Genomic DNA, 23,433 nt, shown 5'->3' with positions numbered 1-23,433 from the left:
GCTGCCCCTAGAGCAGCGGCCTGAAACGCGGGATTACTTCTGCACCTCTTCGAAATTGAGCAGGCTGACGCCGATGCCTTGCTGCAGGTGACTGAGGTTGCTGCGCACCGCCACCTGAGTCGCGCCCTGTAACAGTACGATAAACGGCGAATCCTGCTGGATACGGGTTTGCAGCCCGGTATAGAGGCTACGGCGTTTAGCCGCATCGCTCTCTCCGGCGGCGGCGCGGGTCTGCGCACTCAGCTCCGGAATGGTCCAGCCGACGCGCCACGCCAGGGTTTTACCGCCGCCTGGCACGTTAGAAGCAAAGGTGCTGGCATTGGTGTTGGGGTCGACGTAGTCCGCGCCCCAGTAAGTGAAGATGGCCTGGAAGTCGCGGCTGCGCATTTTGCTCCACAGCTCTGACTCCGCCACCGGCTGGATATCGAGCTGCACATCCGCTTTGGCAAAGCTCGCCTGCAGCGCCTGCGCCACGTCAATAAACGGCGGCTGGTTCACCACCGTCAGCGCGATGTGGGTGCCCGGTTTGATGCCGCCTTTCTGCAGGATTTCCTGCGCCTTTTTCAGATCGTAATGGAACGGCGTGGTGTTCAGTGCACCATCGAAGCCGTCCGGCAGGAAGCTCTGATGGATGCGGTACTGACCTTTCAGCAACTGGTTTGCCAGGCTGTCATAGTCCACCAGCCAGCGTGCCGCCTGCCACAGGGCCGGATTGCCCAGCGCCGGTTGCTGCGCGCTCTGAGTATTAAAGCCAACGTAGTAAACCAGGCTGGACGGGAAGGCGTCGACCCGCACATTGGCCACATTTTTCAGCGCGGCAATCTGGTCCGGGCCGAGCTGGTAGGCGACATCCACGTCACCCTGCTGAAGCAGCAGTCGGCGGCTGCCGGCTTCGGCGACGCCCTTGAGCAATACCCGCTTCAGATGCGGCTTCTGCGTGCTGTAAGGGTTAGCTTCCAGCACCAGCGCCTGCAGCGGGACAAACTGTTTGATGGCATATGCCGCGCTGCCAGCCGAATGCGTTTTCAGCCAGGCGTTGCCGTAATCATTGTTGCTGACGTGCTGCTGTGCCAGTTTACTGTCAACGATGGAGGCGACCGGCGCAGTCAGCAGGCGCAGCGCCAGATCGCTGCCGATCTCAGCCGGCCAGCGCAGCTCAATCTGGTGATCGTTGATCACCGTGAACTGCTGATCGATATTTTCCGGCGTCCAGCCAAACTCACCCAGGATAAAGGAGGGCGCCTTGTTGAGTTTTACCGCACGGGTTAATGAGAACACCACATCCTGAGCCGTCAGTGGATGACCACTGGAGAAGCGGGCCTGCGGATTGAGATCAAAAACGAGACTGTGCGGCGTTTTCCCGGCCTGCCAGTACGTAGCGGCCAGCGGCGATAATTTTTGCGGATTCTGATGGTCCGGCTCCACGAGCCTCTGATAGATATTGCGCTGGCTGCTGTTGCTGACCATTTCAAAACTTTCCGCCGGATCGAAACTAATGATGCCATCCAGGGGAACGGCAACCACCAGCGTGTCGGCAGGCGTCGCGGCGTGTGCCGGGTGAACCAGTGCCAGTGCAGTCAATAAGGAGAGTGAGAGTAGCGATTTGCACATCGAGAGTTATCCTGAGTCGTTGATCGCTCTACTCTATCGGGCGCCGGATAATCTCAAAATGCCGGTTTGTTATGAGCTTTGCACAATTACATGCTTAGTTATTCAGGCAAAAAGACGAATTAAGATAATGTCGGTCAGTTATTATTTCAGCGTCATTTTACAGCAGGCGGAATAAAGCCGGATTTATCCAGGCGATCACAATTTGCGCACTGTCTGATTGTATGACCATCAAAGTCACTATAGTGTTATCGATGAGAATGATTCTCTGGTATGGAAGTATGATATTTTTTTATCGGTTATTCAGCGTGATGATGACAGGACGAAAATAATATCCGTCGCTCCTGCGTTAAAACGGCTAAATACCCGATGTTTATGCGGTTTTAGACGCAATTTCCTCGCTGTAAATCTTTTACCTATCCGTAACCCTTCCGCAACACCATGATAAACTTTCACTGCGACACATTTTAAATTCAATTTTTACATTCAGACATAGTTATATCCCTAATATTGCCAGGTTATTAACCGATATGTTCCGTTAGTCACCGAACCATAATTCTACCTGCCTTCTCTGTTCTGCCGTTGTCTGTGCTGTGTGCGTTCATCCCTGCGGGAAGTTTTCTGCCTGCACCAGGCCTTTCAGCGTCATAACACCGTAAGCGGGTATTTAGCAGATGAGAGTCGTGCGGATATGCTTTTAGAAAAACCCACCACCAGGCGTAAATTTTTGCTCGGTTCACTGCTGGCGTTGCCATTAAGTGAGCTGGTCCTGAAAGGCATGACTGCGGCAAAGGCTGCAGAGATGGCCGCACCCGAGTTAGCCGATTACAAACCGATCTTTTTTAGTGCCGATGAGTGGCAGTTTATTCTGGCCGCCACCGACCGCCTGATTCCGGCGGGCGGCAAAGGCAAAGCGCCAGGCGCGCTGGAAACTAACGTGCCGATCTTTATCGATCAGCAGCTGCACAGCGAAGCGTTTGGCAGCGAAATCTATATGCAGGGACCTTTCAACACGAAAGCACCCGCCACGATGGGTTATCAGATCCCGTTCCGTCCCCAGCAGATGTATCAGACCGGTATCCGGCTGATCAATCAGTGGTCGCAGAACACGCACCAGAAAGCGTTTCATGCGCTGACGCTGGAAGAGAAAGATGCGGTGCTGACCCAGGTCAACAAAAACGAGATCGACTTTGCCGCGCTGGGCGAAGCCGATCTTAAGCCTTCCCATTTCTTCAGCCAGCTGCTTTCCGATACCAAGCATGGCTACCTGGCCGACCCGATGTACGGCGGTAATAAAGGCATGAAAGCCTGGATCGCCATCGGCTTCCCGGGGGCGCGTGCCAGCTTCACCGAATGGGTGAAACAGCACAACGTTCCTTATCCACTCGGCCCGGTCAGCATCAAAGGTGAACGCGCATAAGCGCTTCCACATCAGGTAAACAGGATTATCATGGCACAGGTTACTAAAAAAGAAGTCGACGTCGTGGTCTGCGGCCTCGGCTGGGCAGGCTCGCTGATGAGCATCGAGCTGGCACTGGCAGGTCTGGACGTGCGCGCCCTGGAGCGCGGCGGCGATCGCGATTATGACGAGTTCGCCTACCCGAAACCGGCGGATGAATATGCCTACGCGGTGCGCAACAAAGTGTTTGCGACACCCGCCGAAGTGGCGGTCACCGTGCGCTACAACAGCAGCCAGACGGCATTGCCAACCCGTAAATGGGGCGCGTTCGCCCCGGGCACTGGCGTGGGCGGCTCCGGCCTGCACTGGACGGCGGTACTGATCCGTCCGACGCCGACCGATATCAAACTTAAAACCTACGTTGACGAGGCGTACAAGCCCGGCATTCTGCAGGATGATATGCGGGTGATGGACTTCCCGTTCAGCTGGGAAGAGATCGAGCCCTATTACTACAAATTTGAACTGATTTGCGGCCAGTCTGGTAACACCGGCAACCTGCGCGGTAAAATCCTGGAAGGCGGCGACCCGTTTGAAGGCCCGCGCTCTGAACCTTATCCGCTGCCCGCGCTGGATGACACGCTGAACAACGTGATGTTCAAAGAGGTGGCGACGAAACTCGGTTACCACCCGTTCCCGAACCCGTCAGCCTGTGTGTCGCGTGCGTGGAAAAACCCGTACGGCAACCAGATCGCACCGTGTAACTACTGCGGCTACTGCAGTAAATATCCGTGCCTGAACTACTCCAAAGCGTCGCCGCAGACCGCGGTGATGGATTCGCTGAAGCGTATGCCGAACTTCTCGTATGAAGTGAATGCGGAAGTGATTAAGGTCGTGCTGAACGATGATAAGAAAACCGCCAAGGGCGTGATCTATATCGATGCACAGGGCAATGAGTGCTTCCAGCCCGCCAAAATCGTGGTGCTGAGCAGCTTCCAGCTCTATAACGTGCGTCTGATGCTGCTTTCCGGTATCGGCAAGCCTTACAATCCGATTACCGAAGAGGGCGTGGTCGGCCGTAACTACGCGTTCCTGTCGAACGGCGGCGCAACGCTGTTCTTCAAAGATAAAAACTTCAATCCGTATGCGACTGCGGGCGCGACCGGCCAGATGTTTAACGATATCTCGCCAGGCAACTTCGACGGTCCTTCGCTCGGCTTCCTGGGCGGCGCGAAGATCCACAGCTCACAGGCGACCGGCACGCCGATCAGTACCGCGCTGCCAAAAGGCACGCCGACCTGGGGCATGGGCTACAAGGAAGGTCTGGAAGAGTGGTACGGCCATTCGATGAAGATCAGTATCACCACCACCTGCCAGTCTTATCGCGACATCTATCTGGATCTCGATCCGAACTACAACGATCACCGTGGCCTGCCACTGCTGCGTATGACGTTTAACTGGAAAGAGAATGAGCTGAAGCTGCAGCAGCATCTGAAAGGCATCGTCGGCAACATCGCTAAAGAACTGAACCCCGACAGCATGAGCATGAGCTTCCTGCCGATGGGCGCGGACTTCGATATCACCAAGTATGTCTCTACCCACAACGTGGGCGGCGCGGTGATGGGCGATAACCCGAAAACCTCGGCGCTGAACAAGTATCTGCAGAGCTGGGATGTGCATAACGTCTTTGTGCCCGGCGGCAACGCCTTCCCGCAGAACTTCCAGGCGAACCCGACCGATACCATCGGTGCGATTACCCTGATGGCGGCGCAGGCGATCAAAGATCACTACCTGAAAAATCCCGGCCCACTGGTACAGGCATAAACGCATGAATAAGCTGAAACTGAAGTCTTTTATTTTTGCTAACGCGGTGCTGCTGGCCAGCGGATTTGCGCTGCCGGTTCACGCCGAGGATGAAGCGCAACTGATTAAGCAGGGCGAGTATCTCTCGCGGCTGGGCGACTGTATGGCGTGTCACTCGCTACCCGGCAAACCGGCCTATTCAGGTGGTCTGGCGATTGAGTCGAACCTCGGCACCATCTTCTCGACCAACATCACGCCGGATAAGCAGCACGGCATCGGTAACTACAGCGAGCAGCAGTTCTCTGACGCGGTGCGCAAGGGTGTATTACCGGATGGATCGCACCTCTATCCGGCGATGCCGTATCCTGACTACGCCAAAATCAGCGATGCCGATATGCACGCGCTCTACGTCTACTTCATGAAAGGCGTGCAGCCGAGCGCGGAACAGCCACCGGAAACCGATCTGAGCTTCCCGTTCAGCCAGCGCTGGGGCATGCGGTTCTGGAACTGGGCATTCGCGTCCGATAAGCCGTTCCAGCCGATTGGCGGTGCATCAGCCGAAGTTAATCGCGGTGCTTATATCGTGGAGAGTCTGGGCCACTGCGGCAGCTGCCATACGCCGCGCGGTCTGGGCATGAACGAGAAAGCGCTGGATAGCGGTGACGATAAATTCCTGGCGGGCGGCAGCCTGAACAACTGGGATGTGCCGTCACTGCGTGGCCTGCCACACTGGAGCGAGCAGGAAGTCATCGATTACCTGCAGACCGGCCGTAACGATAAAGCGGCAGTAGGCGGCGAGATGACCTCGGTGGTTGAGCACAGCAGCTCACACATGACCGATGCCGATCTCAAAGCTATCGCGGCCTACCTGAAGTTCCTGGGCGGCAATCCGCCACTGCAGGCCTTCAACGTGCAGGCGCAGCAGGCAACGGAAGCGAAACTCACTGCCGCGAAGAACCTCAGCGAAGGCGAGCGTCTCTATCTGGATAACTGCGGCGCCTGTCACTTCGTGACCGGCAAAGGCGCACCAGGGATCTTCCCGGAGCTGGATGGCGCAACCATCGTCAATGCCAAGGATCCAACCGGCCTGATCCACACCATTCTGGCCGGCGCGCAGCAGCCTTCTACCGAGAAAGCGCCGTCTAAACTGGCGATGCCGGGCTTTGCCCAGCGGCTGAATGATGATGAAGTCGCGCAGCTGGCGACCTTTATTCGTCAGGGCTGGAGCAACACCGCGCCTGCGGTGAGCAAAGATGAGGTTGCTGAAGTACGTAAAACGCTGAAGTAATCGCGCTTTCCCCTCTGCCTGTCCGGAGAGGGGAAAACCCGGATTAATGGAAGGTGCGCACCACTTCCAGCACGCCGTTAATGATGAACTGCACGCCCATACAGACCAGTAAAAATCCCATCAGGCGTGAAATCGCCTCAATGCCGCTTTTACCCACCAGCTTCATAATGGCTCCCGAACTGCGCAGCGAGATCCACAGGATCAGGCTCACCAGCAGGAAGGTCAGCACCGGCGCAACACTGATCACCCAGGCAGGAAAATCGACGCCACTTCTTACCGTTGAGGCAGAGGAGATGATCATCGCAATGGTTCCCGGTCCCGCCGTGCTTGGCATCGCCAGCGGCACGAAGGCGATATTCACCGGCTCTTTGGTTGCCTCCTGTTCATCCAGTTTGTGCTTCGCTTCTACCGAATGACCCGCCGGCTTCGCCGGAAACAGCATCCGAAAGCCGATAAAGGCGACGATCAGGCCGCCCGCCATGCGCAGACCTGGTATAGAGATACCGAAGGTGTTCAGCACCGCGCTGCCCGCGTACCACGCCACCATCATGATGGCGAAAACGTAGATGGAAGCCTGGCGCGCCTGACGGTTGCGCTCCTCGAAATTCATGTCACCCGCCAGCCCTAAAAACAGCGCTACGGTGGTGAGCGGGTTCGCGAGCGGCAGGATGACGACCAGCCCCAGGCTGACCGCTTTAATCAGCTCCAGCATGTCCGATCTCCCTGATTAGTGTTTCGGGCGCTCCAGCGCCTCAAGCAATTCCGGGAAGAAGTCCTGCAGGATTTCCGGCGTCATCAGTTCGGGATACTGCATCAGATGTTCGCGGATACGCTCATTGACGTCCGGCAGCAGGCGCTGGGCCGCGGCGCTGGCAGTGATTTTGTGCTTCTTCATGGCGCGCAGCAGATCGCCTGGCAGCGCGTCTTCATCATCGGCGTCATCGACCATCTCCAGCGCATCCAGCTCGTCGAACATCTCCATCAGCGCTTCGGTCTGCGGCGTGCGCGACTCATATTCACGCGGATGTTCATCTTCCAGGAAGCGCAGCATCGCGCGCATCGGCGTACCGTCTGGCGTGGAGGGTGGCTCGGTAGCAAACCAGCTCAGCAGCTGATGCATAGTGACCTGATGGACGCGGAATCCGCTGTCGACCAGCTCATCGGCCAGCAACTCGGCGGTTTCGTTTTCAATCAGGCAGATGTGGGTGCGTTTAGGTTCGTACTGCTCCAGCCACTGGTAGATCTCTTCAATCACGCCATCGTCATACTCGAATTTTTTGCTGAGATAGCTGTCGTCCTGTTCGTGAACGCAGGCCTGAATCTGATCGGGGTCGAAGTAAAGTGCGATGTTGATGCCTTTCATGCGTGCTGTCCTGTAGAAACCAAAACAACACTATAGCGCTCAACCCCAGGTTAAGGGAATGTCAGGCATCACAGCAAAGCGGGGTTTAACGCTCCCCTCTGAGAAGAGAGGGGAGAGAAGAGGAGAGGGATCAGGAGATAAAGTTTTTGCCCTGCTTCAGGACCACGTCGCAGGCTTTGGTTTTCAGCTTCTCACCCATCGGTGAGTTGCTCAGGCTTTGCAGATTCAGCTGCTGGCCGTTCCCGGTATTCAGCAGGCCTGCCACGCCCTGGGTGTAGTCGGTTTTCTGCTCCTGCGCGGTAGTGGTGTTCAGACCGAGCTTGCTCAGCACCTGATCTTTCACCGACTGCACATTATTTTTCACCACGTTGTGTTCGACGCAATACTGCATTACACCGGCCGCATTGGTCATACTGTTGGCGCTGACCGCTTTGTCGCCGCCGCCCAGCATGCTGGTAATAGTAGAAAGCGACATGCCGCCATTCTGCTGCGTGGTGCTGGTGGTGCTGCCGTTGTTCTGCTGGCTGAGCTGCGATGCTGCACTGCTCAGCTGATCCTGCCAGCTTGCCGCTGATGCACTGCCTGCCACCAGAAGTGCCGCCATGCCCAACATCCATGCACTGCGTTGTGCCTGTTTCATCTTAACCTCAGTATCTGCTTATTCAGTTTTGCTAAGAGAGTCTGACGAGCAGAAAGTTCCTGAACTCCCTTCATAAATAACGCTTTGGGAATCTTCTGTAATAAAGGCGATTAAATATCCGGATGAGTACGGGTGTTATTATTTCGTGAGATGACTTGCCCTGATGCGTCAATTATCTCTTCGGCTGAAACATTCTTTAATATTCTCGCCAGTTTTATCAGGAATTGTCCTGGTCTGAATTAAAATATCCGTTTTTCTATAAGCGATTTTATAAGTCTTTGTGTCTGCGGTGTTAATATTTACCTTCGCAATTACTTATTTTCAGGTTTCGGTTTTATAAGGATTTTTTATTTTTAGCGTAGCGGTGATGAAAGAGGGTTTACTGGTTTTATTCTGGTTTTTTTGTGCCGTAATTAAATTGTTTCCGCAAAAAATTTTATTATCCCGCCTTGCGAAAATCGCGAGGGTGTTCATGCTTAATCACTGTGTCAGGCAGTTGTGGCCGATATTTAAATTAACGGGAGAGTTATTATGGCTGGACAGCCAGAGCACAATAATAATGCAGAGGTCACGCTTAAACTCGTTGAAGAGCAAATAGCCCTGACGAAGCAAAAGATTGTGGATGGACATGTCCGCGTTACCCGTTCCACAACTGAGCATGACGAGGTCATCAGTACGCTGCTTAACCGGGAGAAGGTTGAGGTTAAGCATGTAGCGAAAGCACAGCCCGTTGAAACGATGCCCGAAATCAGGGAAGAGAACGGTGTACTGATTGTCCCGGTAGTAGAGGAAGAAATCGAAATCGTCAGAAAGCTGGTGCTTAAAGAGGAAATCCACATCCGAAAAGTGCAGGAGAATGTTCCTTTTCAGGAAGTGGTGACCCGACGTGAGCAGCAGGTGAACGTTGAGAGAGATGACGATCAAATCAGCTAACAGAGAGGAACCTATCATGGCACAGGAAAAAATCGTAACACTGTTCGATTCTGCAATTCAGGCAGAGGCCGCGAAAAGAAATCTCGTAAAAGCAGGCTTTTCTGATCGGGACATCAGTCTTATCAGTGGAGAACGTTTGCAGCAGGAAGGGCAGTCTATCCGCCATCCGAGCCTGTGGCAGCGTCTGTTTGGGCATGACGTCGATAAAGATGAGGCGGATGTCTACACCCGGGCAATGGACAAGGGCGGCGTCGTGCTGACCATCCGCACCGAGGAAGAGAAGCTGGCCCGCGCCATGACGATTCTCCATTCTCATGACTCGGTAGATGTGCCGTCACGTATGCAAAGTTCAGTCGGGAACGGCACCACTGCACCGGGCATTAACCCGACCGCAGGCAAGCAATTTGCCGGTGAGACCAACGACCGCCCGGCTGAGCCGCTACGCACCTCACTGACCGGTGATGAGAGCGAAGCAGATATTTTGCGTCTGGCCGAAGAGCAGGTGGAAGTGGGTAAACGCCTGGTCAGCGAAGGTTCGACCCGCGTACGCCGCTATACCGTGACCGACAACGTATCTGAAGATATCTCGCTGCATGAGCAGCACGCTGACATCTTCCGCCGCTCGGTGAACGAACCCGCGCTGGCCGGAGAAGTGGACTGGTCAGAGAAAACCGTTGAGGTTGCTGAGACTCACGAACAGCCGGTGATTAACAAAACGACCCACGTGAAAGAAGAAGTGGTGGTGCGTACCGACGGCAGCGATCGTACTGAGACCATCAACGACACGGTGCGTCGTCAGGAAGTGGACATCGACCATGCACGAGGTGGTCTGGAGAGCGAACTGCCGGGTACAGCAGCAGGGGGGAAACCTGCCGCCGCTGCGCAGTCACCCGGCGTGCATAACCGCGACCACAAAGAGAGCCTGACTGAGAAAGTGAAGGACAAAGCTGGCGAAGTGAAAGATAAGGTAGAGCATAAGCTGCATGATCATTCGCATTGAGGCGCTTATCCTGACAACAACAGGCGCTGATGGGTATCGCTGATACCCAATGCTGAAGATGCAAGGAAGAGCCAACCGCGAGGTTGGCTCTTTTGCGTTGTGTGGGGAAGGCAATAAAAACGGATAACGACGTCAAATTCTCTTCGATATAATCAGGCGCTATCTGTGCAGACCGGGCAGAAATAAAACCTGAGGGATTAAAGTGAACTGTAAACCGATGCTTTTCATGCTGGCGGCGTTCTCCCTGTCGGCTCAGGCCGCTCAGAGCGGCAAAACGCTTGAGCACAAAGACTGGGAAGTGGTCTGTGATAACACCCTGACCTGCCGCATTGCGGGTTATGCCAAAGAAGAGGATCCCTCCGGCTCTATCCTGCTCACCCGTGCTGCTGGACCGGGAACGGAGACAGTGGGTGAAGTGACGCTGGGCGACACCGAAGATGACAGCGAACCGGCGGAAAAGCTGACGCTATGGATCGATGGAAAATCCGCTGGCGATCTGGTGGCGGCTGATGACAACTGGCGAATGTCGGCCAGTCAGACCGCTGCGGTAATCAGCGCCGTGAAAGGCAGCGGTAAAGTGGAATTTAAAGGCGGCACCAAGCCATTCCAGCTTTCTGGTGAAGGCGCGTATGCCGTGCTGCTGAAAGCGGACGACGTGCAGGGTCGTATCGGAACGCCAGGCGCGCTCACCAAAAAGGGCAATAAACCGGAAAGCAGCGTGGTTAAGGCTGTGCCCGCACCGGTTATCCAGGCGGCGAAAACTCTCAGCGGCGACCCCCGTTTGCTGACCGCTGCGGAAAGCGACGCGCTGAAAACCCGACTGCTTGCAACGGTCAATCATAATGACGATGACACATGCGACAGTCTCTATTCACCAGCAGAAAACAGCGATCCGGAAACTGACGGACTCACGCTTACGCCGCTGGATGACAGCCACGTTCTGCTTTCAGCGCTCTGCTGGCGTGCCGCTTATAACGAAGGCTATGGCTACTGGGTTATTGATAACCAGCTGAAAGGCAAGCCTGAGCTGGTGACCATTTCCGGGTCCGATTATGACAAGGGCGAGATTACCAGCGTGCAGAAAGGACGCGGCATTGGCGATTGCATGAGCCAGGAAAGCTGGGTATGGGACGGCAAGGCTTTCCGCAAAAGCTATGACGGCGGGACCGGCATGTGCCGTTATATCCATGCGGGCGGCACCTGGGATCTGCCGACGCTGGTAACGGATGTGAAGCCTGTTTCGGGTTAAGCCGGTGAACCTGAGATCCCAAAAGACGTTTTTTTCAGCAGTTGCACCACTGCCTGCGGATAAGGGTTGCGGAAACAGGGGGTAACGGTATAATCCTCAACGTTTTCCGCATACCCTTCAGTGCCGAAGTGGCGAAATCGGTAGACGCAGTTGATTCAAAATCAACCGCCGCGAGGCGTGCCGGTTCGATTCCGGCCTTCGGCACCAGTATCCTGTCCATCCCCGTCCGGGGAAGTCCAAATAAGCCTTTAAAATCAATATGCAGGCTGATTTTATCATCCGGAATCGTCCGAGCACATCCGTTGCAATCCAGACCCCACTGGGGGCATCCCCACTTCGATAAGAAATGTGCCCCCAAAATGAAGCTGAATGCCCGTCAGGTCGACACTGCAAAGCCTAAAGAAAAAACTATAAAATGGCTGATGGTGGCGGTTTGTACCTCGAGGTCACGACCAAAGGATCAAAGTACTGACGTATGAAGTACCGACGGCCAGCCGACAAAAAAGAAGACCGGCTTGCCTTAGGCGTCTGGCCGACAGTAACGCTTGCTGAGGCACGTGCTAAGCGTGACGAAGCTAAAAAGATGTTAGGGCAGGGAATTGACCCCAAAGCTGAACAGAAAGAAGCCCAGGCTGAAAATGCGGGGGCTTATACTTTTGAAACGATCGCCCGCGAATAGCAAGCCAGTAACAAGCGATGGAGTGACGATCACCGCTCACGCATCCTTCGCTATCTTGAGCTGTATATTTTTCCTCATATTGGTTTGGCAGATGTTCGTAAGCTGAAAACCAGCCAGCTGTTAGCACCCATTAAGGCCGTTGATGCCAGTGGCAGGCATGACGTCGCTCAGCGCCTTCAGCAGCGTGTTACGGCGATAATGCGCTATGCCGTGCAGAACGATTACATAGAATCTAATCCCGCTCATGATATGGCTGGGGCACTTTCTCCGGTCAAGGCTCGCCAGTACCCCGCATTACCGTTCAGTCGTTTTCCTGAATTTCTTGAGCGCCTTGCCGCATATCGTGGACGAATTATGACGCGTATTGCTGTAGAGCTTTCATTACTGACTTTTGTCCGTTTCAGTGAGCTGCGCTTTGCCCGGTGGGATGAGTTCGATTTTGAAAGAGCTTTATGGCGGGTTCCTGCACAACGCGAAGAGATAGAAGGAGTTCGTTACTCTCACCGTGGTATGAAGATGAAAGAGGAGCATCTTGTACCGCTAAGCCGTCAGGTTTTAGCCTTGTTGGAAAAGCTGAAGCAATTAAGCGGTGATAACGAGAGACTCTTTCCCGGCGATCATGATCCCAAAAAAGTCATGAGCGAAAACACAGTTAACAATGCCCTGCGCGCTATGGGGTATGACACTAGGACCGAGGTTTGCGGGCATGGCTTCAGGACAATGGCACGAGGCGCGCTGGGTGAGTCAGGATTGTGGAGTGATGATGCGATAGAGCGGCAGTTGAGCCATTCCGATCGTAATAATGTACGCGCTGCTTACATTCATACCTCTGAACATTTGGATGAGCGCAGATTGATGATGCAATGGTGGGCGGATTTTCTTGATGCAAATAAGGTGGAGTTTGTAATCCCCTATGATTTCGCAAGGCAAGGGTAAATTTGAAATGCAGGCTTACAAGATACAGATAACTAACTGATATTAAATGTGATTTATATTATCACGCTATTTTAGCTACTATAATAATAGTTTGACAAAAAAAAATTTCTTAATCATATTACTCTAAAGTCTCTCATTTATAGTGATTTTCTTAAAAAGTCTTTTAGCGAGTTTTTGGTATAAAATAGAATGAATTATCAAGCGATAAGTAAAATATTTAGTCGTAATGTTGTATTGGAAATAGCAAAGAAGAACAGATTAGAGTTGTTTAGAAGTATTCTCATGGAGAATTATCCTTCGTACAACTCAAAAGGTAAGTCTATATCTAAGATATACGATGAAATGTATACTTTGCTGAAAAAGAAATACAGAAACGAGTATGTTTACAAGAACGAAATAGCAAAAAATATAATAAGGAAAAGTCACAAATTTTGTAATGTTAGTTATGTTAATGAATTTAAGGTCAATGGTTGTATAGCTGACGTGGCTATTTTTAATGATACATCCACCGCTTACGAGATTAAGACAGAACTCGATTCTTTTGAAAGGCTGGATGACCAACTATCTGTTTATAAGGATGTTTTTGAGTTTGTCTATATGGTTGTACCTGAAAAGAAAAAAAATCAAGCGCTAAGAGTTGCACATGATAATACTGGGATAATAACTTTAAATGAAAAAAATGTCCTGAATTATGAACGTATGGCTATTTCAAATATAAAATCCCTTTCCAAAGAAAAAATATTTAATTGTTTAAGGCCTTCTGAGCATGCTTCTCTTTATGAGGAAATAGTTGGCATTAAAGCTTTTGGAAGAGCTGCCGATATTAAAGATATGTGCAGAAATGTTTTTGTTGAGCTGGACATTGAAAACGCGCATAAGGAAATGCTAAAAAAATTAACGGCAAGAGGTCTTGAGCGATTTGAAAAAGATCATTTTCTTTTTCTTCCTCAGTCACTGCTGGCTACATTATTAAATTTGCGATTAAATAGAAAGAGCTTAATGACACTTAGGGAAAACATGGTAGAAACATTATGTTAATTGATAAGGAATCACAGCATGTACTATTGTTATTTGAGAGCAAAACAATATGAACTATTAGCTGTTAGGTCGTGTTTACCGAAAATAGTTCAGAAAAATATGGCTATTATCATTGAGCCTGTTAGAGAAAATAATAGGGATTTATATAGTTGTTTGAGGGATGCAAAAAATGAAAATGCAAGATTGATATTGATAGTTAACCCTAAGTGCGGGGAGCTAGAGGGAAATGAAAGGCTTACAGAAGAATTAATAAAAGGTGCTATCGAATTATATCCCCAAGTTGAGCTTGGTTTTATTGTGGATGATACTACTAGCCCCACACAGGTCACTTCTTTTTTCAATGCATATCTCCAGCAAGCAAAGTCTATTATACATAAGAGCAGTTATGTAAATGCTCAGCAACTCCTCAGCATTGAACTTTCTGATAGGTTATTTAAAAGCAATATATTTATTGAAGGTAAGTGTAGTGCAAGTTATGTATCAAACTTTAACCAAACCTTTAAAGTGTTAGTACATGACGGATTAAATCGAACTCAGACAAATGCTGGATATGCTAATAATATTATTGAGTTTTTCTCAGATTTATATTTGAACTACAGACAGATAGGATTTCAGGGTTTTGGTGATTTTTCAATAGTTGGCGACCATTTTGTAGAAGGTGGAGGCCAAGCCGTCACAGCAGTGATACATGTTACTTATGAGGATACAGACAAAACACAAATTCTAGCTCATCATTTTTTGTCGGATCCAAGAGTGGCGGCTGAAGATGTTGCTATTTTGATTGATGAAGCACTCGAAAAATTAGAAGCATTTATCAGTAGTCAAAGACCTGATATTTTAAATTGGTCTACTGCTTGTAAAGAATTAATTGCCATTTATAACACTCCAGGCGAGAGGACCAATCTTGCTTATATTAAAAAGATGACAATTAAACATCATTTTGAATTAATGCATAACATTTTGTGATGATATTGAGAGGTGCATTTTGCGCCTCTTCTTTATTATATGAGCAATAGTAATTTCTTTTGAATTTCCGCCCGGAATCCTTTGAAGGTATACTCTATTAAATAATAAGAGCGGCTGTCTCTGTTTATAGGCTATGAGCTATTTAACCTCCAGCGCGCAATGTTACCCCCGCCTCGCCTGCCCGCTTTGTGCATCGTTTTATGCAGCTGTATGAACCGGGCAAAGCCTCGCCGGGTGTGGGCTGACAGGGTATCTGGGGCGCTGCATTTTGCATGCAAATCCATGCACCTTATGAATGCATCGCTATTTACAACCGGGCTGGCCAGAAAAAGGGCGTTGAAAGGACTAAACGCGGAGACAAAAAAGCCGCTGTTTTCAGCGGCCGTGACGGTTAATGGAGGGTGTGGAAGGCTGAGCCGTAGCGCCCGATAGTCTGGCATTCTTTAATCCGCTCCGGGATAACTGCGGGGGCCGGTTCGGGCTGCGGCGGCGCGGTAATCACTTTCGTAATGCTCTCATTCGTTTTGAAGGTGCAGGAGCAGTCAAGGTTTGTGCACTGGTGATAACGCTCCTTCACCTGTTCAGACATATACCGGCTTGAACGGGTATGTGCCGGGCTTTTGCAGTACGGGCAGTGCATCATTTCTTTTTACCTTCCCTTATCCACGGGCGGTGTACATGGATGGCGTCCCACTGCACTGGAAAAAATCAAAGCCGCACGTGCAGCCAGTACAGGTAAAAAATCGTCGCGTAAAAAAATTCTGATTCTTATTTATTGCGCACCTGGCTGGTGCGCTTCTTATTATTTCCTGCCAAATAAAACTTACGCTTCATATTAAAATGATTTTATAACTTACTTATTTCACTCTGTTTTTAGCTGGACTTTTCTTCCCTTTCCTGATGATATATACAGGTATTTAGCGCGGCACGAATGTGCGCCAACACACCCGCGCCGCTAATCACAACTACTATTTACGGAGAATAGTAATCATGACTGACGCCCATTCTATTGCACAACCATATGAATCAGAAGTCTCCCCGGCAAATAACCGTCAATTAACGGTTGGCTACGCGAGTCGCTATCCGGATTACAGCCGGATTCCCGCCATCACCATGAAAGGGCAATGGCTGGAAACAGCCGGTTTTGCCACGGGCACACCAGTAGACGTAAAGGTAATGGAAGGCTGCATTGTGCTCACCGCGCTACAGGAGAGCGAACTGATGCAGTCGCTGCGCCAGGTGTGCAAGCTGTCGGCGCGGAAACAAAAGCAGGTGCAGGAGTTTATTCAGATTATATCTGGTAAACAGAAAGTCGTCTGAATGAAACGCCGCTCCCGATATCGCTTCGGGAGCGGTTAACTATCAGGACCAGAACACTTATACCAGCACATCCGTTGCCAAACCTTCTTCACTGTTGGCCACGTTCACCGCATTATAGCCTGACGCCTTAATGCCCGACTGCAAAGAAATACTATCCCCGACGTCAACGTTATATCCACTTCATACAAAGCGAATGCGCCAGCATACTATTTATTAATAAAAGAAAATATTCAGCCTCTGCCGACATTTGCCATCCGCATAATTAACGTAAGGCTGAGGAGGCTTTTATGCGTCTCAGGCTTTAAACACCTGCGTCTGATGCCACTCAATAAACCGCTCAGCAGGCCAAAGCATTTTATCTTTAGGAAGATGAAGTCTTTGCCCCTCAAGCGCCCAGAAAAGCTGGTCCACAATAGGGCTACGATTGACCCCACCTGATATCTGAATCTTCAGGTCTTCATCAATGCCGATAGCACCTTTGTCGAATGCAGAATGGTGTACGGAGCATAGGGCCAGTCCGTTGTTGACTTCACAAGGGCCACCATATTGCTTCCAGCGTATGTGCGCAGCCTCAAGTCCGACCAGCGCACCATCCAGTCGCAGGTCATACCCGCAAATGGCGCATTGTGAGTGATAAGCCCGTAAAATCATGTCGCGAAAGCGAGGGTCGCGAGTTCTCATCAGCGTGACTAAATCGAAGCCTAACAGTTCGGCCAGTTTAATCTGGAGACTCTCGGGAAAGCGTTCAGTCAGAATCTGCTGCGCCAGCTTGTCGATCTGGGCTGGATTTTTTTTCAGCGTTTGATAATTATCCTCATCAAATCCGCCGCTAACCTGATTTTCAATCAGCTCGCGCTTAGTCGGCTGGATGTTTCCTTTACGAGGTCTGCAGTTCTCTGTGTTTTCCAGCGTCCAGAATCCATCTGTTCTCAACCGCCAGAAAGGCATATTGGGATAGTACTCACGCCTTTTCGGACCAAACTCAATCAGCAGCCTGGTTAACGGCTCGTCAATCTCATTTCCATAGTTAAATAGCCGCGAATGTCCTCTCCTGTATTGGGATAATACATAGAGCAGCAATAGAGGTTTATGAGGGGCGCATTGATCGCCTTTGCGCCAGACCGCTACATCGGAAATGGCAATCTGAAGTGATTGGGCTGGAGTCATAGTCAGGGCTAAGCAACGGATAATTATTGCGATCATGCTCTTAAAAAGTATGAGATTCAATGCATGTTAAGAAGAACACTCACAGAGTTGCATCTGTTCCACGACCTCACAGTCCTTGTTGCCTGAACCGCCCTGCAGCAAATGTGGAGTATGCATTAATGGGAAGCAGGTTAATCAAATCCGCTTCACATCTGGACTGCCTGAAAAATCAGCTATACCATTCTCGGGCGAACTACATAAGGAGATGTAAGTATGAGCACCAGAAGAGAAATTAAGGATGGAGCATCATTTGACGTACTCGACAGAGGCATTGTTTATACCGAAGTGTTGGGCTGGATTGATATGGGCCATGCTCGTGGCAATGACGTTGCTGCACTGAGGCGTCAGTTCTCTGAGGGCGAGCGCAGCGGCAAGCCATCTTATTCAGTCATGTATCGGCAGGATATGGGCGTTTTTAAGTTCAAATCGCGCTTTGGTGTTGGCAAATTCTCTCACTGGGAAATTAAGCGAGGCCGGAGCACCGATGAGATAAACAGAATCATGCTGGCGATGATGATGAACACCGCGTCCAGATTTGAAGGTCTGCAAAGTCTGCGGTCATTCTCATGGTATACAGACAGTGGCTTCAGTGGTGAGGATTTGGTGTCTGATCTGTTCGGGTTTTATCGGGCTATCATACCGGGTCGATATGGCTATCGTCTCAAGCCAGTCAGCTATGATTCAGCTGTTCGGCGCTGGGACTACTACGGGGCTATCGGCTCCCATAAAAATCATGGATTCCGCCCGATTCTTTTTCCTGACCCGGATGACAAATGCGTCCGACATCAGCCATATAAGGTAAATCTTCCGCATTTTATGACCTGGCTCAGGCCATGGAACGATTTCACTTCTGGAATCGTTAAGGTCGTTACCAATGATGGGACATCACTCTCATTCATGGGGACGAAGCAATGAAAAACCTGTTTAAGTGGCCCGCACTTGTGGCTGCCACCCTCCTTATTCTCATTGGCTTGTTTGTCTGGTTTGTTGCATCGGGCTCTGATGAGGCGACTGTTTATAAAGAAAATGATTTCTTTAACTACCACATGCTGACAGATCCGGATATTGAAAATGCCCCGCGTATAACGGACAACTACTACTTTGAATCGCATCCTGGTGACGGTTATTCCCCTTCAAATAGCATCGTATTTAAAGGAGCTTCCGATACTGCATCGCTGCGCACTTATCTCGAAAAGCTGGGATACGAGAAGCAAAAGCGTAGTCTGGGTGAGAAGGAGATATGGGCAAAGCCTGATCAGCTGGATGGGGATCTGTTTTATCTGTACGTTAACCCTACTACCCGTGAGATTGAGCTGACTAAGATTCTGAATAAATGAGGTTCCCTGGCTGCAATTATGAAAAACATTAACATAGCCGGACTGGATAGTCTTATTGCCATCTATTTTGGACAGGATTATGACCTGTTCGGTAGTAGTGAAAGTGTTGATGCCCAAATCAACGCCTGGCTTGCTGATTCCACTCCTGCTTCCCGACATGGCTTGATTGGTGATGTTGAGCAGTTTATTAGGGAATGTGAAAACCTGGATGAGGATTTCGAAAGCCGCTATGGCGCGGAATTTTCTACAGACTTATGGGAAACTACGCCTGCAGAATTCCTGAATCTTTTGAGGCAAAAGGTTAGTGCATCTCTATCTTAAGGCTAAATGCTGATTTGCCATTCGGATAAACGCTCCCCCGATATGAACCCTTGCTGAGGAGGTTGTACCTGCATTGAGCCGCCTGACCGGACGCAATCCACCGAACGGGAAATTATTGTGGCCATGCCGGTCTCTGCCGCTGGTCATCGCGCTGCTGCTCACAGGATGCGCCCGCTCTGACGCGCTGTGGACGGTCACGCATGACCTCTGCATGAATAACTATCACTATCGTCGCGATCCTGCACCCTGCCAGCAAATCTATCTGCCGCAGGACAGCACACAGGGCTACAGCATCATCCAGAATCCTCGCCATAAGCTGCACTTTATTCTGGTACCCACGGTGGCGATGTCCGGTATTGAGAGCATTACGCTGTCGCGTCCCGGACGTCCCGATTATTTCGGCTACGCCTGGTTAATGCGTTATCGTCTGATGGCGGCCTATGGTGCTGAAGTGCCTGAGGATCGTCTCGGCATGGCGCTGAATTCCGCTTATGGCCGCAGCCAGAATCAACTACATATTCATCTGACCTGCCTGCGGGAAGATGTCTATCGCCAGCTTCAGGCCGAGCGCCCCTTTATTCATAATGACTGGCGACCCTTGCCTGACCGTTTGCTGAACCACACCTACTATGCCCGTCGTGTTATGCAGCCCACAGCGATGGGGATTTATCCTGTTTCCTCCGTGGCGCACCGTTTCCATGTGTCCTCGCCGCAGATGGCGGAGTCAGGTGTGGCGCTTATCCCGTCGACGTTCTCAGGAGAAAAAGGATTTATCCTGCTAACCACCCGGCGCGGCTGGGATAAGGGCAATCGGGCGTCTGTTGAGTCGCTACTGGATAAACGCTGCGATATTCTTTCAACGCCGCCGGCTGACGTTTCAGCCGGGGAATAACCAAACCTCAGCCTCATTTATAAAGTGTAGGATTAGGGCATAAAAGATTATAAGTACAAGGATAGTTAATGGCTCTGCATGGAAAGTTTATAATCAATGACGCATATCATTCACCATTATCCTTTCCGGGCGTGGGGACGTTTTTAGCGTTCTCTGGTAATGGTGCTTACCGTAACGTGGTGGCTGTGGAATAATTCCCGAAAAGGGACCCGTACCCGCAGGAAAGTACTGGATCGTTGACCGTCCTGAAGGCGGTATTAAATCACAGCTGAATGCCAGAGTAAGGGATATTGATAAGTATTTCTCCCGTGGTGCTTCATTCAGACATTCAGAATTGTTTGCAATATGGCGGGATGACTGGACAATCGATGAATACACATGGGTAGAGAGTGTTAAACGTAGTAACGTCCGTTTGCACCCCGGCACGTTATCTGAAGGCTGTATTACACTTCCACATGATTCAGATTATGCCATGTTACGAAATACATTATTAAGAACAGAGGAAGTTGAAGTTCCTTGCATGAAGCAGTTATTGGCCTACGGGACGATTGAGGTCATTGCCAATGGCAAAACATGCCTTTAGTCTTTTTAGCAAAATAACGCTGTTTATTGCGACTATGTTATTTATACCAAAGTGTTTCCATATGAGGGACTCGTGGATTCTATAACAGCGCGATATGATTTTCCAGTCGCTCAAAGGTTTACCCATTTCATTTTAGGCGAACCTGACTCAGAGGCCTGGGAATCGTTGCAGGTTTGCTTTAGTCTCTTAATTAACATATTGATTGCTGTTCCAGTCATGAGTGTGCTTATCACTTTTTCCAACGGAGTGACGCTTAAAATCAGGCCAGCCTGTCTCCCTAAAGAGTGGATGTTTTCGACACTACGTCGGTTAGCAAAAATATTCTCATTAACATTCATTTTTTTGTGCTATTTCGCTTCCTGCCTTATGGCTTTTTTATTATAGATAAACAAAATTCTTCTGCTTACATTCTTACAGTACTTGTATTTCTAAATATTTTATTAAAAAACTTCTGCTACAGTTTGTTTATCAAGGTAATTAATTTCAAAAGGAATTTGTCAAATTCCTAATCAAGCTTACATGTGGCTTAAAGATGATTGTGAGCAAATATCAAGGCATTGTTTGACGTTACGGGTCGGCAGGTTATCATCAGCATTTTTCATTATGGCCTTAGCATCCCATTAAGCAGCCCCGAAGGTAATGAACCACACACCCATGATGATTGAAAAGGATTTCAATGCATTCATTGAAATAGACTTGTCCGCGCATTATACTCATAAATGTATGAAAATAGTCCAATGCTTAAGCTCTTCCGGACAGTGAAAGAAGATTTTTAACCTGATCTCCGCATAAAATTAAGACGCGAAATTTATACGAGAGCTTTTTAGTATGATATGCGTTTGTTTGTAATCATTATTTCTGTGAGGTTTTATTTATGGAGCTATTCCCTGCATTGCCAATTGTCATAATGGTTTTAATAGTGCCGGTTATGATATACTTTTCATTTAAGCAGCTTAAAATATCAAAGGAGATTCATACTCATCTTGCCAAAGATGGTTATAATATTATTTTTTCCGGAGCAGGCAACTCTTACATAGCATTTAATATTGCAGCCGCTTCTTTTCGTGTGGGAAGTCTTATTGATTATAATTATTTTCAACAGTCGATTTCCTATATACATAACTATGAGTGGAAATGGAAAGAACTCGATGGGAAAAAGATAGAAAACACCTTCTTTATTTACATATCAAATATTGACTTTCCTGTTCATAAAATATTTTATCAGAGAAGAGAAAGTAGAGCAGAAATGGAGTGGGCTAAATTACAAGCTGTTTTTCATCAGTCTTATGAGGTTCAGAATACCGTAATGAAAGAAAGTAAGAAAGAATACCTTGATTTTTTTATATCCCACGCCAGTGAAGACAAAGAAAGTTTTGTCCGACCATTAGTTAATGAGTTGGCACGACTAGGAATTAGTGTTTGGTATGACGAGCAGACTTTAGAGTTAGGCGATAGTTTAAGAAGAAATATAGATGCCGGTTTAAAAAAAGCATCCTATGGGATTGTTATTCTCTCACATTCTTTTTTTAGTAAAAAATGGACTCAGTATGAGTTAGATGGTTTGATTCATAGGGCTGTAAATGATGAAAATAAGGTTTTGTTACCCATCTGGCATAATATTGATGCAAGTGAAGTAGCACAGTATAGCTATTATTTGGCAGATAAAATCGCGTTACAAACTTCAATTCATACGATTAGCGAGATAGCAAATGAACTTTCTAAAATTGCTTATAAGAGAAGGCAGTGATATAGCAGAATAACTCGAAAATTTTAAGTGTTACTTTATCTAAATTCTTTATTATTTCGATATTTTTCACTTATTATAATATTTTCCTCGGGATTTATTTTTAGTATATGATTTTCCTGGAAAAGAATCTCCAACAGCATTTTTGGCATACTGATCACAGGTCTGCCACTCAAATCATTCCGCTTCCGTGTCCAACCCTAGCCTAAAAAGGCACTAAAATCAGTGCCTTTCATAATTCTTCTTAACCCACTCTATATAACCCTTACCGATACAGCGCCGCTTTCCCCACCGAACTAAACAGCGCCATCTTTGCCGCGACCACTTCACTTGCCGCCTGCATCGGTTTAACAAACAGAGCATTAGGCTCGTGTCCGCCCTGTTTCAGCTCCTGTTCCAGCGCCACGAAGAACGCTTTCTTCATGTCGCTGGAGATATTGATTTTACCGACGCCATAGCGGATCGACTCCGCGACTTCGCTGTCTTTATTGCCCGAACCGCCATGCAGCACCAGCGGGATATCAACCACCTTACGGATCTGCTGCAGACGCTCGATATCCAGCTTCGGCTGCTTCCCTTTGGGGTAGAGACCATGCGAGGTGCCGATGGCGACCGCCAGCGTATCGGTGCCGGTCTCGCGTACAAAGGTCGCGGCCTGCTGTGGATCGGTATAGAGAATCTCGTTACTGCCGCCTTCGCCGCTGCCTTCTGCCACACCGATGGTGCCCAGCTCCGCTTCCACAGAGACATTAATCGTGTGCGCTATCTCGACAATCTTCTTCGTCAGTGCAATGTTCTGCTCAAAAGGGTGAGATGAGGCGTCAATCATCACCGAGGTAAAACCGGCGTAGATCGCCTTCATCACCTCTTCCAGAGAGCGGCCATGGTCCAGATGGATCACCACCGGCACACGCGCCTGAATCGCCAGCGTCCGCAGATAGCCGATAAATTCCGGGCCGGTAAACGCCATCTCTTCGGGATGAATCTCCAGAATCAGCGGGGAATCCAGTCGCTCGGCTGTCTCAACCGCCACGCGGCCAAACTCCGCACTGGCGATGTTAAACGCGCCCACACCAAACTGATGACGCTGGGCAACGCTGAGCAGATCTTTCATGTTGTAAAGCATAGGTT

Annotated in this window: 21 protein-coding genes, 1 tRNA gene and 2 pseudogenes; 17 read left to right on the top strand and 7 right to left on the bottom strand. The window is 49.6% G+C overall.

The annotated features are described in order from the left end of the window. Positions 1-33: 33 nt before the first annotated feature. Positions 34-1,611 carry an ABC transporter substrate-binding protein gene (locus IBT54_RS07825; RefSeq protein ID WP_095706285.1) on the bottom strand — a complete coding sequence of 526 codons (1,578 nt, stop codon included), beginning with the start codon at positions 1,609-1,611 and terminating at the stop codon, positions 34-36. Positions 1,612-2,299: 688 nt separating this feature from the next. On the opposite strand from IBT54_RS07825, the gene IBT54_RS07820 reads away from it, so the two are divergent. Genes IBT54_RS07820 through IBT54_RS07810 form a run of 3 tightly spaced genes read left to right on the top strand, consistent with a single transcriptional unit; the run spans position 2,300 to position 6,095 of the window. Then, the gene (locus IBT54_RS07820) at positions 2,300-3,028 is read left to right on the top strand and encodes a gluconate 2-dehydrogenase subunit 3 family protein (protein WP_201251970.1); all 729 of its coding nucleotides are present in this window, start codon (positions 2,300-2,302) and stop codon (positions 3,026-3,028) included. Positions 3,029-3,058: 30 nt separating this feature from the next. Then, positions 3,059-4,828: a GMC family oxidoreductase gene (locus tag IBT54_RS07815; protein WP_033731366.1), complete on the top strand. Its 1,770-nt coding sequence runs from the start codon at positions 3,059-3,061 to the stop codon at positions 4,826-4,828. A 4-nt stretch (positions 4,829-4,832) separates the two neighbouring features. Next, entirely contained in the window at positions 4,833-6,095 is a 1,263-nt protein-coding gene (locus IBT54_RS07810; protein WP_107319288.1) for a cytochrome c, read from the top strand. Between the two features lie 43 nt (positions 6,096-6,138). Here IBT54_RS07810 and IBT54_RS07805 read toward each other — a convergent pair whose 3' ends face one another. From IBT54_RS07805 to IBT54_RS07795, 3 genes are all read right to left on the bottom strand, one after another. After that, positions 6,139-6,807: a MarC family NAAT transporter gene (locus IBT54_RS07805; protein WP_135910277.1), complete on the bottom strand. Its 669-nt coding sequence runs from the start codon at positions 6,805-6,807 to the stop codon at positions 6,139-6,141. 15 nt (positions 6,808-6,822) lie between these two features. Beyond that, positions 6,823-7,458, bottom strand: a complete 636-nt coding sequence (locus IBT54_RS07800; protein WP_201251969.1) for a hypothetical protein — start codon at positions 7,456-7,458, stop codon at positions 6,823-6,825. Between the two features lie 130 nt (positions 7,459-7,588). Then, complete coding sequence (locus IBT54_RS07795) at positions 7,589-8,098, bottom strand: DUF2501 domain-containing protein (RefSeq protein ID WP_013359966.1); 510 nt, start codon at positions 8,096-8,098, stop codon at positions 7,589-7,591. A gap of 531 nt (positions 8,099-8,629) precedes the next feature. Between IBT54_RS07795 and IBT54_RS07790 the strand changes: the two genes are divergently transcribed. The 7 genes and pseudogenes from IBT54_RS07790 (at position 8,630) to IBT54_RS07760 (ending at position 14,899) form a co-directional block, all read left to right on the top strand. Further along, positions 8,630-9,031, top strand: a complete 402-nt coding sequence (locus IBT54_RS07790; RefSeq protein ID WP_201251968.1) for a DUF2382 domain-containing protein — start codon at positions 8,630-8,632, stop codon at positions 9,029-9,031. 16 nt (positions 9,032-9,047) lie between these two features. After that, entirely contained in the window at positions 9,048-10,031 is a 984-nt protein-coding gene (locus IBT54_RS07785; RefSeq protein ID WP_147789339.1) for a YsnF/AvaK domain-containing protein, read from the top strand. 217 nt (positions 10,032-10,248) lie between these two features. Then, positions 10,249-11,280 (top strand): DUF1176 domain-containing protein, encoded by a 1,032-nt coding sequence (locus tag IBT54_RS07780; RefSeq protein ID WP_201252039.1) that lies wholly within the window; start codon positions 10,249-10,251, stop codon positions 11,278-11,280. A 122-nt stretch (positions 11,281-11,402) separates the two neighbouring features. Next, positions 11,403-11,487, top strand: a tRNA-Leu gene (locus tag IBT54_RS07775). Positions 11,488-11,639: 152 nt separating this feature from the next. After that, a pseudogene (locus tag IBT54_RS07770) lies at positions 11,640-12,895 on the top strand (tyrosine-type recombinase/integrase). A gap of 189 nt (positions 12,896-13,084) precedes the next feature. After that, a complete protein-coding gene (locus tag IBT54_RS07765; protein ID WP_201251967.1) occupies positions 13,085-13,933 on the top strand; it encodes a sce7726 family protein in 849 nt (282 codons plus the stop codon). Positions 13,934-13,951: 18 nt separating this feature from the next. Beyond that, entirely contained in the window at positions 13,952-14,899 is a 948-nt protein-coding gene (locus IBT54_RS07760; RefSeq protein ID WP_201251966.1) for a sce7725 family protein, read from the top strand. 391 nt (positions 14,900-15,290) lie between these two features. On the opposite strand, the gene IBT54_RS07755 is transcribed toward IBT54_RS07760, so the two are convergent. Further along, the gene (locus IBT54_RS07755; RefSeq protein WP_201251965.1) at positions 15,291-15,542 is read right to left on the bottom strand and encodes an ogr/Delta-like zinc finger family protein; all 252 of its coding nucleotides are present in this window, start codon (positions 15,540-15,542) and stop codon (positions 15,291-15,293) included. A 347-nt stretch (positions 15,543-15,889) separates the two neighbouring features. On the opposite strand from IBT54_RS07755, the gene symE reads away from it, so the two are divergent. Next, entirely contained in the window at positions 15,890-16,219 is a 330-nt protein-coding gene (symE, locus tag IBT54_RS07750; RefSeq protein WP_201251964.1) for an endoribonuclease SymE, read from the top strand. 294 nt (positions 16,220-16,513) lie between these two features. On the opposite strand, the gene IBT54_RS07745 is transcribed toward symE, so the two are convergent. Beyond that, a complete protein-coding gene (locus IBT54_RS07745) occupies positions 16,514-17,386 on the bottom strand; it encodes a phosphorothioated DNA-binding restriction endonuclease (protein ID WP_201252038.1) in 873 nt (290 codons plus the stop codon). Positions 17,387-17,638: 252 nt separating this feature from the next. Between IBT54_RS07745 and IBT54_RS07740 the strand changes: the two genes are divergently transcribed. The 6 genes and pseudogenes from IBT54_RS07740 (at position 17,639) to IBT54_RS07715 (ending at position 22,305) form a co-directional block, all read left to right on the top strand. Then, a complete protein-coding gene (locus tag IBT54_RS07740) occupies positions 17,639-18,340 on the top strand; it encodes a hypothetical protein (RefSeq protein WP_201251963.1) in 702 nt (233 codons plus the stop codon). Further along, a complete protein-coding gene (locus IBT54_RS07735) occupies positions 18,337-18,762 on the top strand; it encodes a hypothetical protein (protein ID WP_033781739.1) in 426 nt (141 codons plus the stop codon). Before IBT54_RS07740 ends, IBT54_RS07735 begins: the two co-directional genes overlap by 4 nt. Before the next feature lie 18 nt (positions 18,763-18,780). Then, complete coding sequence (locus tag IBT54_RS07730; protein WP_201251962.1) at positions 18,781-19,083, top strand: contact-dependent growth inhibition system immunity protein; 303 nt, start codon at positions 18,781-18,783, stop codon at positions 19,081-19,083. 82 nt (positions 19,084-19,165) lie between these two features. Next, a complete protein-coding gene (locus IBT54_RS07725; RefSeq protein ID WP_370585067.1) occupies positions 19,166-19,975 on the top strand; it encodes a CDP-diacylglycerol diphosphatase in 810 nt (269 codons plus the stop codon). Between the two features lie 68 nt (positions 19,976-20,043). Then, positions 20,044-20,558: pseudogene (locus tag IBT54_RS07720) on the top strand (DUF2778 domain-containing protein). Positions 20,559-21,432: 874 nt separating this feature from the next. Continuing rightward, complete coding sequence (locus tag IBT54_RS07715) at positions 21,433-22,305, top strand: toll/interleukin-1 receptor domain-containing protein (protein ID WP_201251960.1); 873 nt, start codon at positions 21,433-21,435, stop codon at positions 22,303-22,305. A gap of 262 nt (positions 22,306-22,567) precedes the next feature. On the opposite strand, the gene IBT54_RS07710 is transcribed toward IBT54_RS07715, so the two are convergent. Next, positions 22,568-23,428: a ketose-bisphosphate aldolase gene (locus IBT54_RS07710; protein ID WP_013359988.1), complete on the bottom strand. Its 861-nt coding sequence runs from the start codon at positions 23,426-23,428 to the stop codon at positions 22,568-22,570. Positions 23,429-23,433 lie beyond the last annotated feature (5 nt).

The organism is Pantoea sp. S62 (genome assembly GCF_016658625.1).
GTDB classification, from domain to species: domain Bacteria; phylum Pseudomonadota; class Gammaproteobacteria; order Enterobacterales; family Enterobacteriaceae; genus Pantoea; species Pantoea vagans.
The sequence above is the reverse complement of the archived record's forward strand: the minus strand, read 5'-3'. Positions and strand labels throughout refer to the sequence as shown.

Bases quoted from the DNA above. Each gene is read 5' to 3' on its own strand.
- IBT54_RS07730 (WP_201251962.1), top strand. From the start codon at position 18,781: ATGAAAAACATTAACATAGCCGGACTGGATAGTCTTATTGCCATCTAT.
- IBT54_RS07740 (WP_201251963.1), top strand. From the start codon at position 17,639: ATGAGCACCAGAAGAGAAATTAAGGATGGAGCATCATTTGACGTACTC.
- IBT54_RS07800 (WP_201251969.1), bottom strand. From the start codon at position 7,458: ATGAAAGGCATCAACATCGCACTTTACTTCGACCCCGATCAGATTCAG.
- IBT54_RS07760 (WP_201251966.1), top strand. From the start codon at position 13,952: ATGTACTATTGTTATTTGAGAGCAAAACAATATGAACTATTAGCTGTT.
- IBT54_RS07810 (WP_107319288.1), top strand. From the start codon at position 4,833: ATGAATAAGCTGAAACTGAAGTCTTTTATTTTTGCTAACGCGGTGCTG.
- IBT54_RS07785 (WP_147789339.1), top strand. From the start codon at position 9,048: ATGGCACAGGAAAAAATCGTAACACTGTTCGATTCTGCAATTCAGGCA.
- IBT54_RS07735 (WP_033781739.1), top strand. From the start codon at position 18,337: ATGAAAAACCTGTTTAAGTGGCCCGCACTTGTGGCTGCCACCCTCCTT.
- IBT54_RS07745 (WP_201252038.1), bottom strand. From the start codon at position 17,386: ATGACTCCAGCCCAATCACTTCAGATTGCCATTTCCGATGTAGCGGTC.
- symE (WP_201251964.1), top strand. From the start codon at position 15,890: ATGACTGACGCCCATTCTATTGCACAACCATATGAATCAGAAGTCTCC.
- IBT54_RS07805 (WP_135910277.1), bottom strand. From the start codon at position 6,807: ATGCTGGAGCTGATTAAAGCGGTCAGCCTGGGGCTGGTCGTCATCCTG.
- IBT54_RS07710 (WP_013359988.1), bottom strand. From the start codon at position 23,428: ATGCTTTACAACATGAAAGATCTGCTCAGCGTTGCCCAGCGTCATCAG.
- IBT54_RS07820 (WP_201251970.1), top strand. From the start codon at position 2,300: ATGCTTTTAGAAAAACCCACCACCAGGCGTAAATTTTTGCTCGGTTCA.
- IBT54_RS07815 (WP_033731366.1), top strand. From the start codon at position 3,059: ATGGCACAGGTTACTAAAAAAGAAGTCGACGTCGTGGTCTGCGGCCTC.
- IBT54_RS07780 (WP_201252039.1), top strand. From the start codon at position 10,249: ATGCTTTTCATGCTGGCGGCGTTCTCCCTGTCGGCTCAGGCCGCTCAG.
- IBT54_RS07825 (WP_095706285.1), bottom strand. From the start codon at position 1,611: ATGTGCAAATCGCTACTCTCACTCTCCTTATTGACTGCACTGGCACTG.
- IBT54_RS07765 (WP_201251967.1), top strand. From the start codon at position 13,085: ATGAATTATCAAGCGATAAGTAAAATATTTAGTCGTAATGTTGTATTG.
- IBT54_RS07790 (WP_201251968.1), top strand. From the start codon at position 8,630: ATGGCTGGACAGCCAGAGCACAATAATAATGCAGAGGTCACGCTTAAA.
- IBT54_RS07795 (WP_013359966.1), bottom strand. From the start codon at position 8,098: ATGAAACAGGCACAACGCAGTGCATGGATGTTGGGCATGGCGGCACTT.
- IBT54_RS07755 (WP_201251965.1), bottom strand. From the start codon at position 15,542: ATGATGCACTGCCCGTACTGCAAAAGCCCGGCACATACCCGTTCAAGC.
- IBT54_RS07715 (WP_201251960.1), top strand. From the start codon at position 21,433: ATGGAGCTATTCCCTGCATTGCCAATTGTCATAATGGTTTTAATAGTG.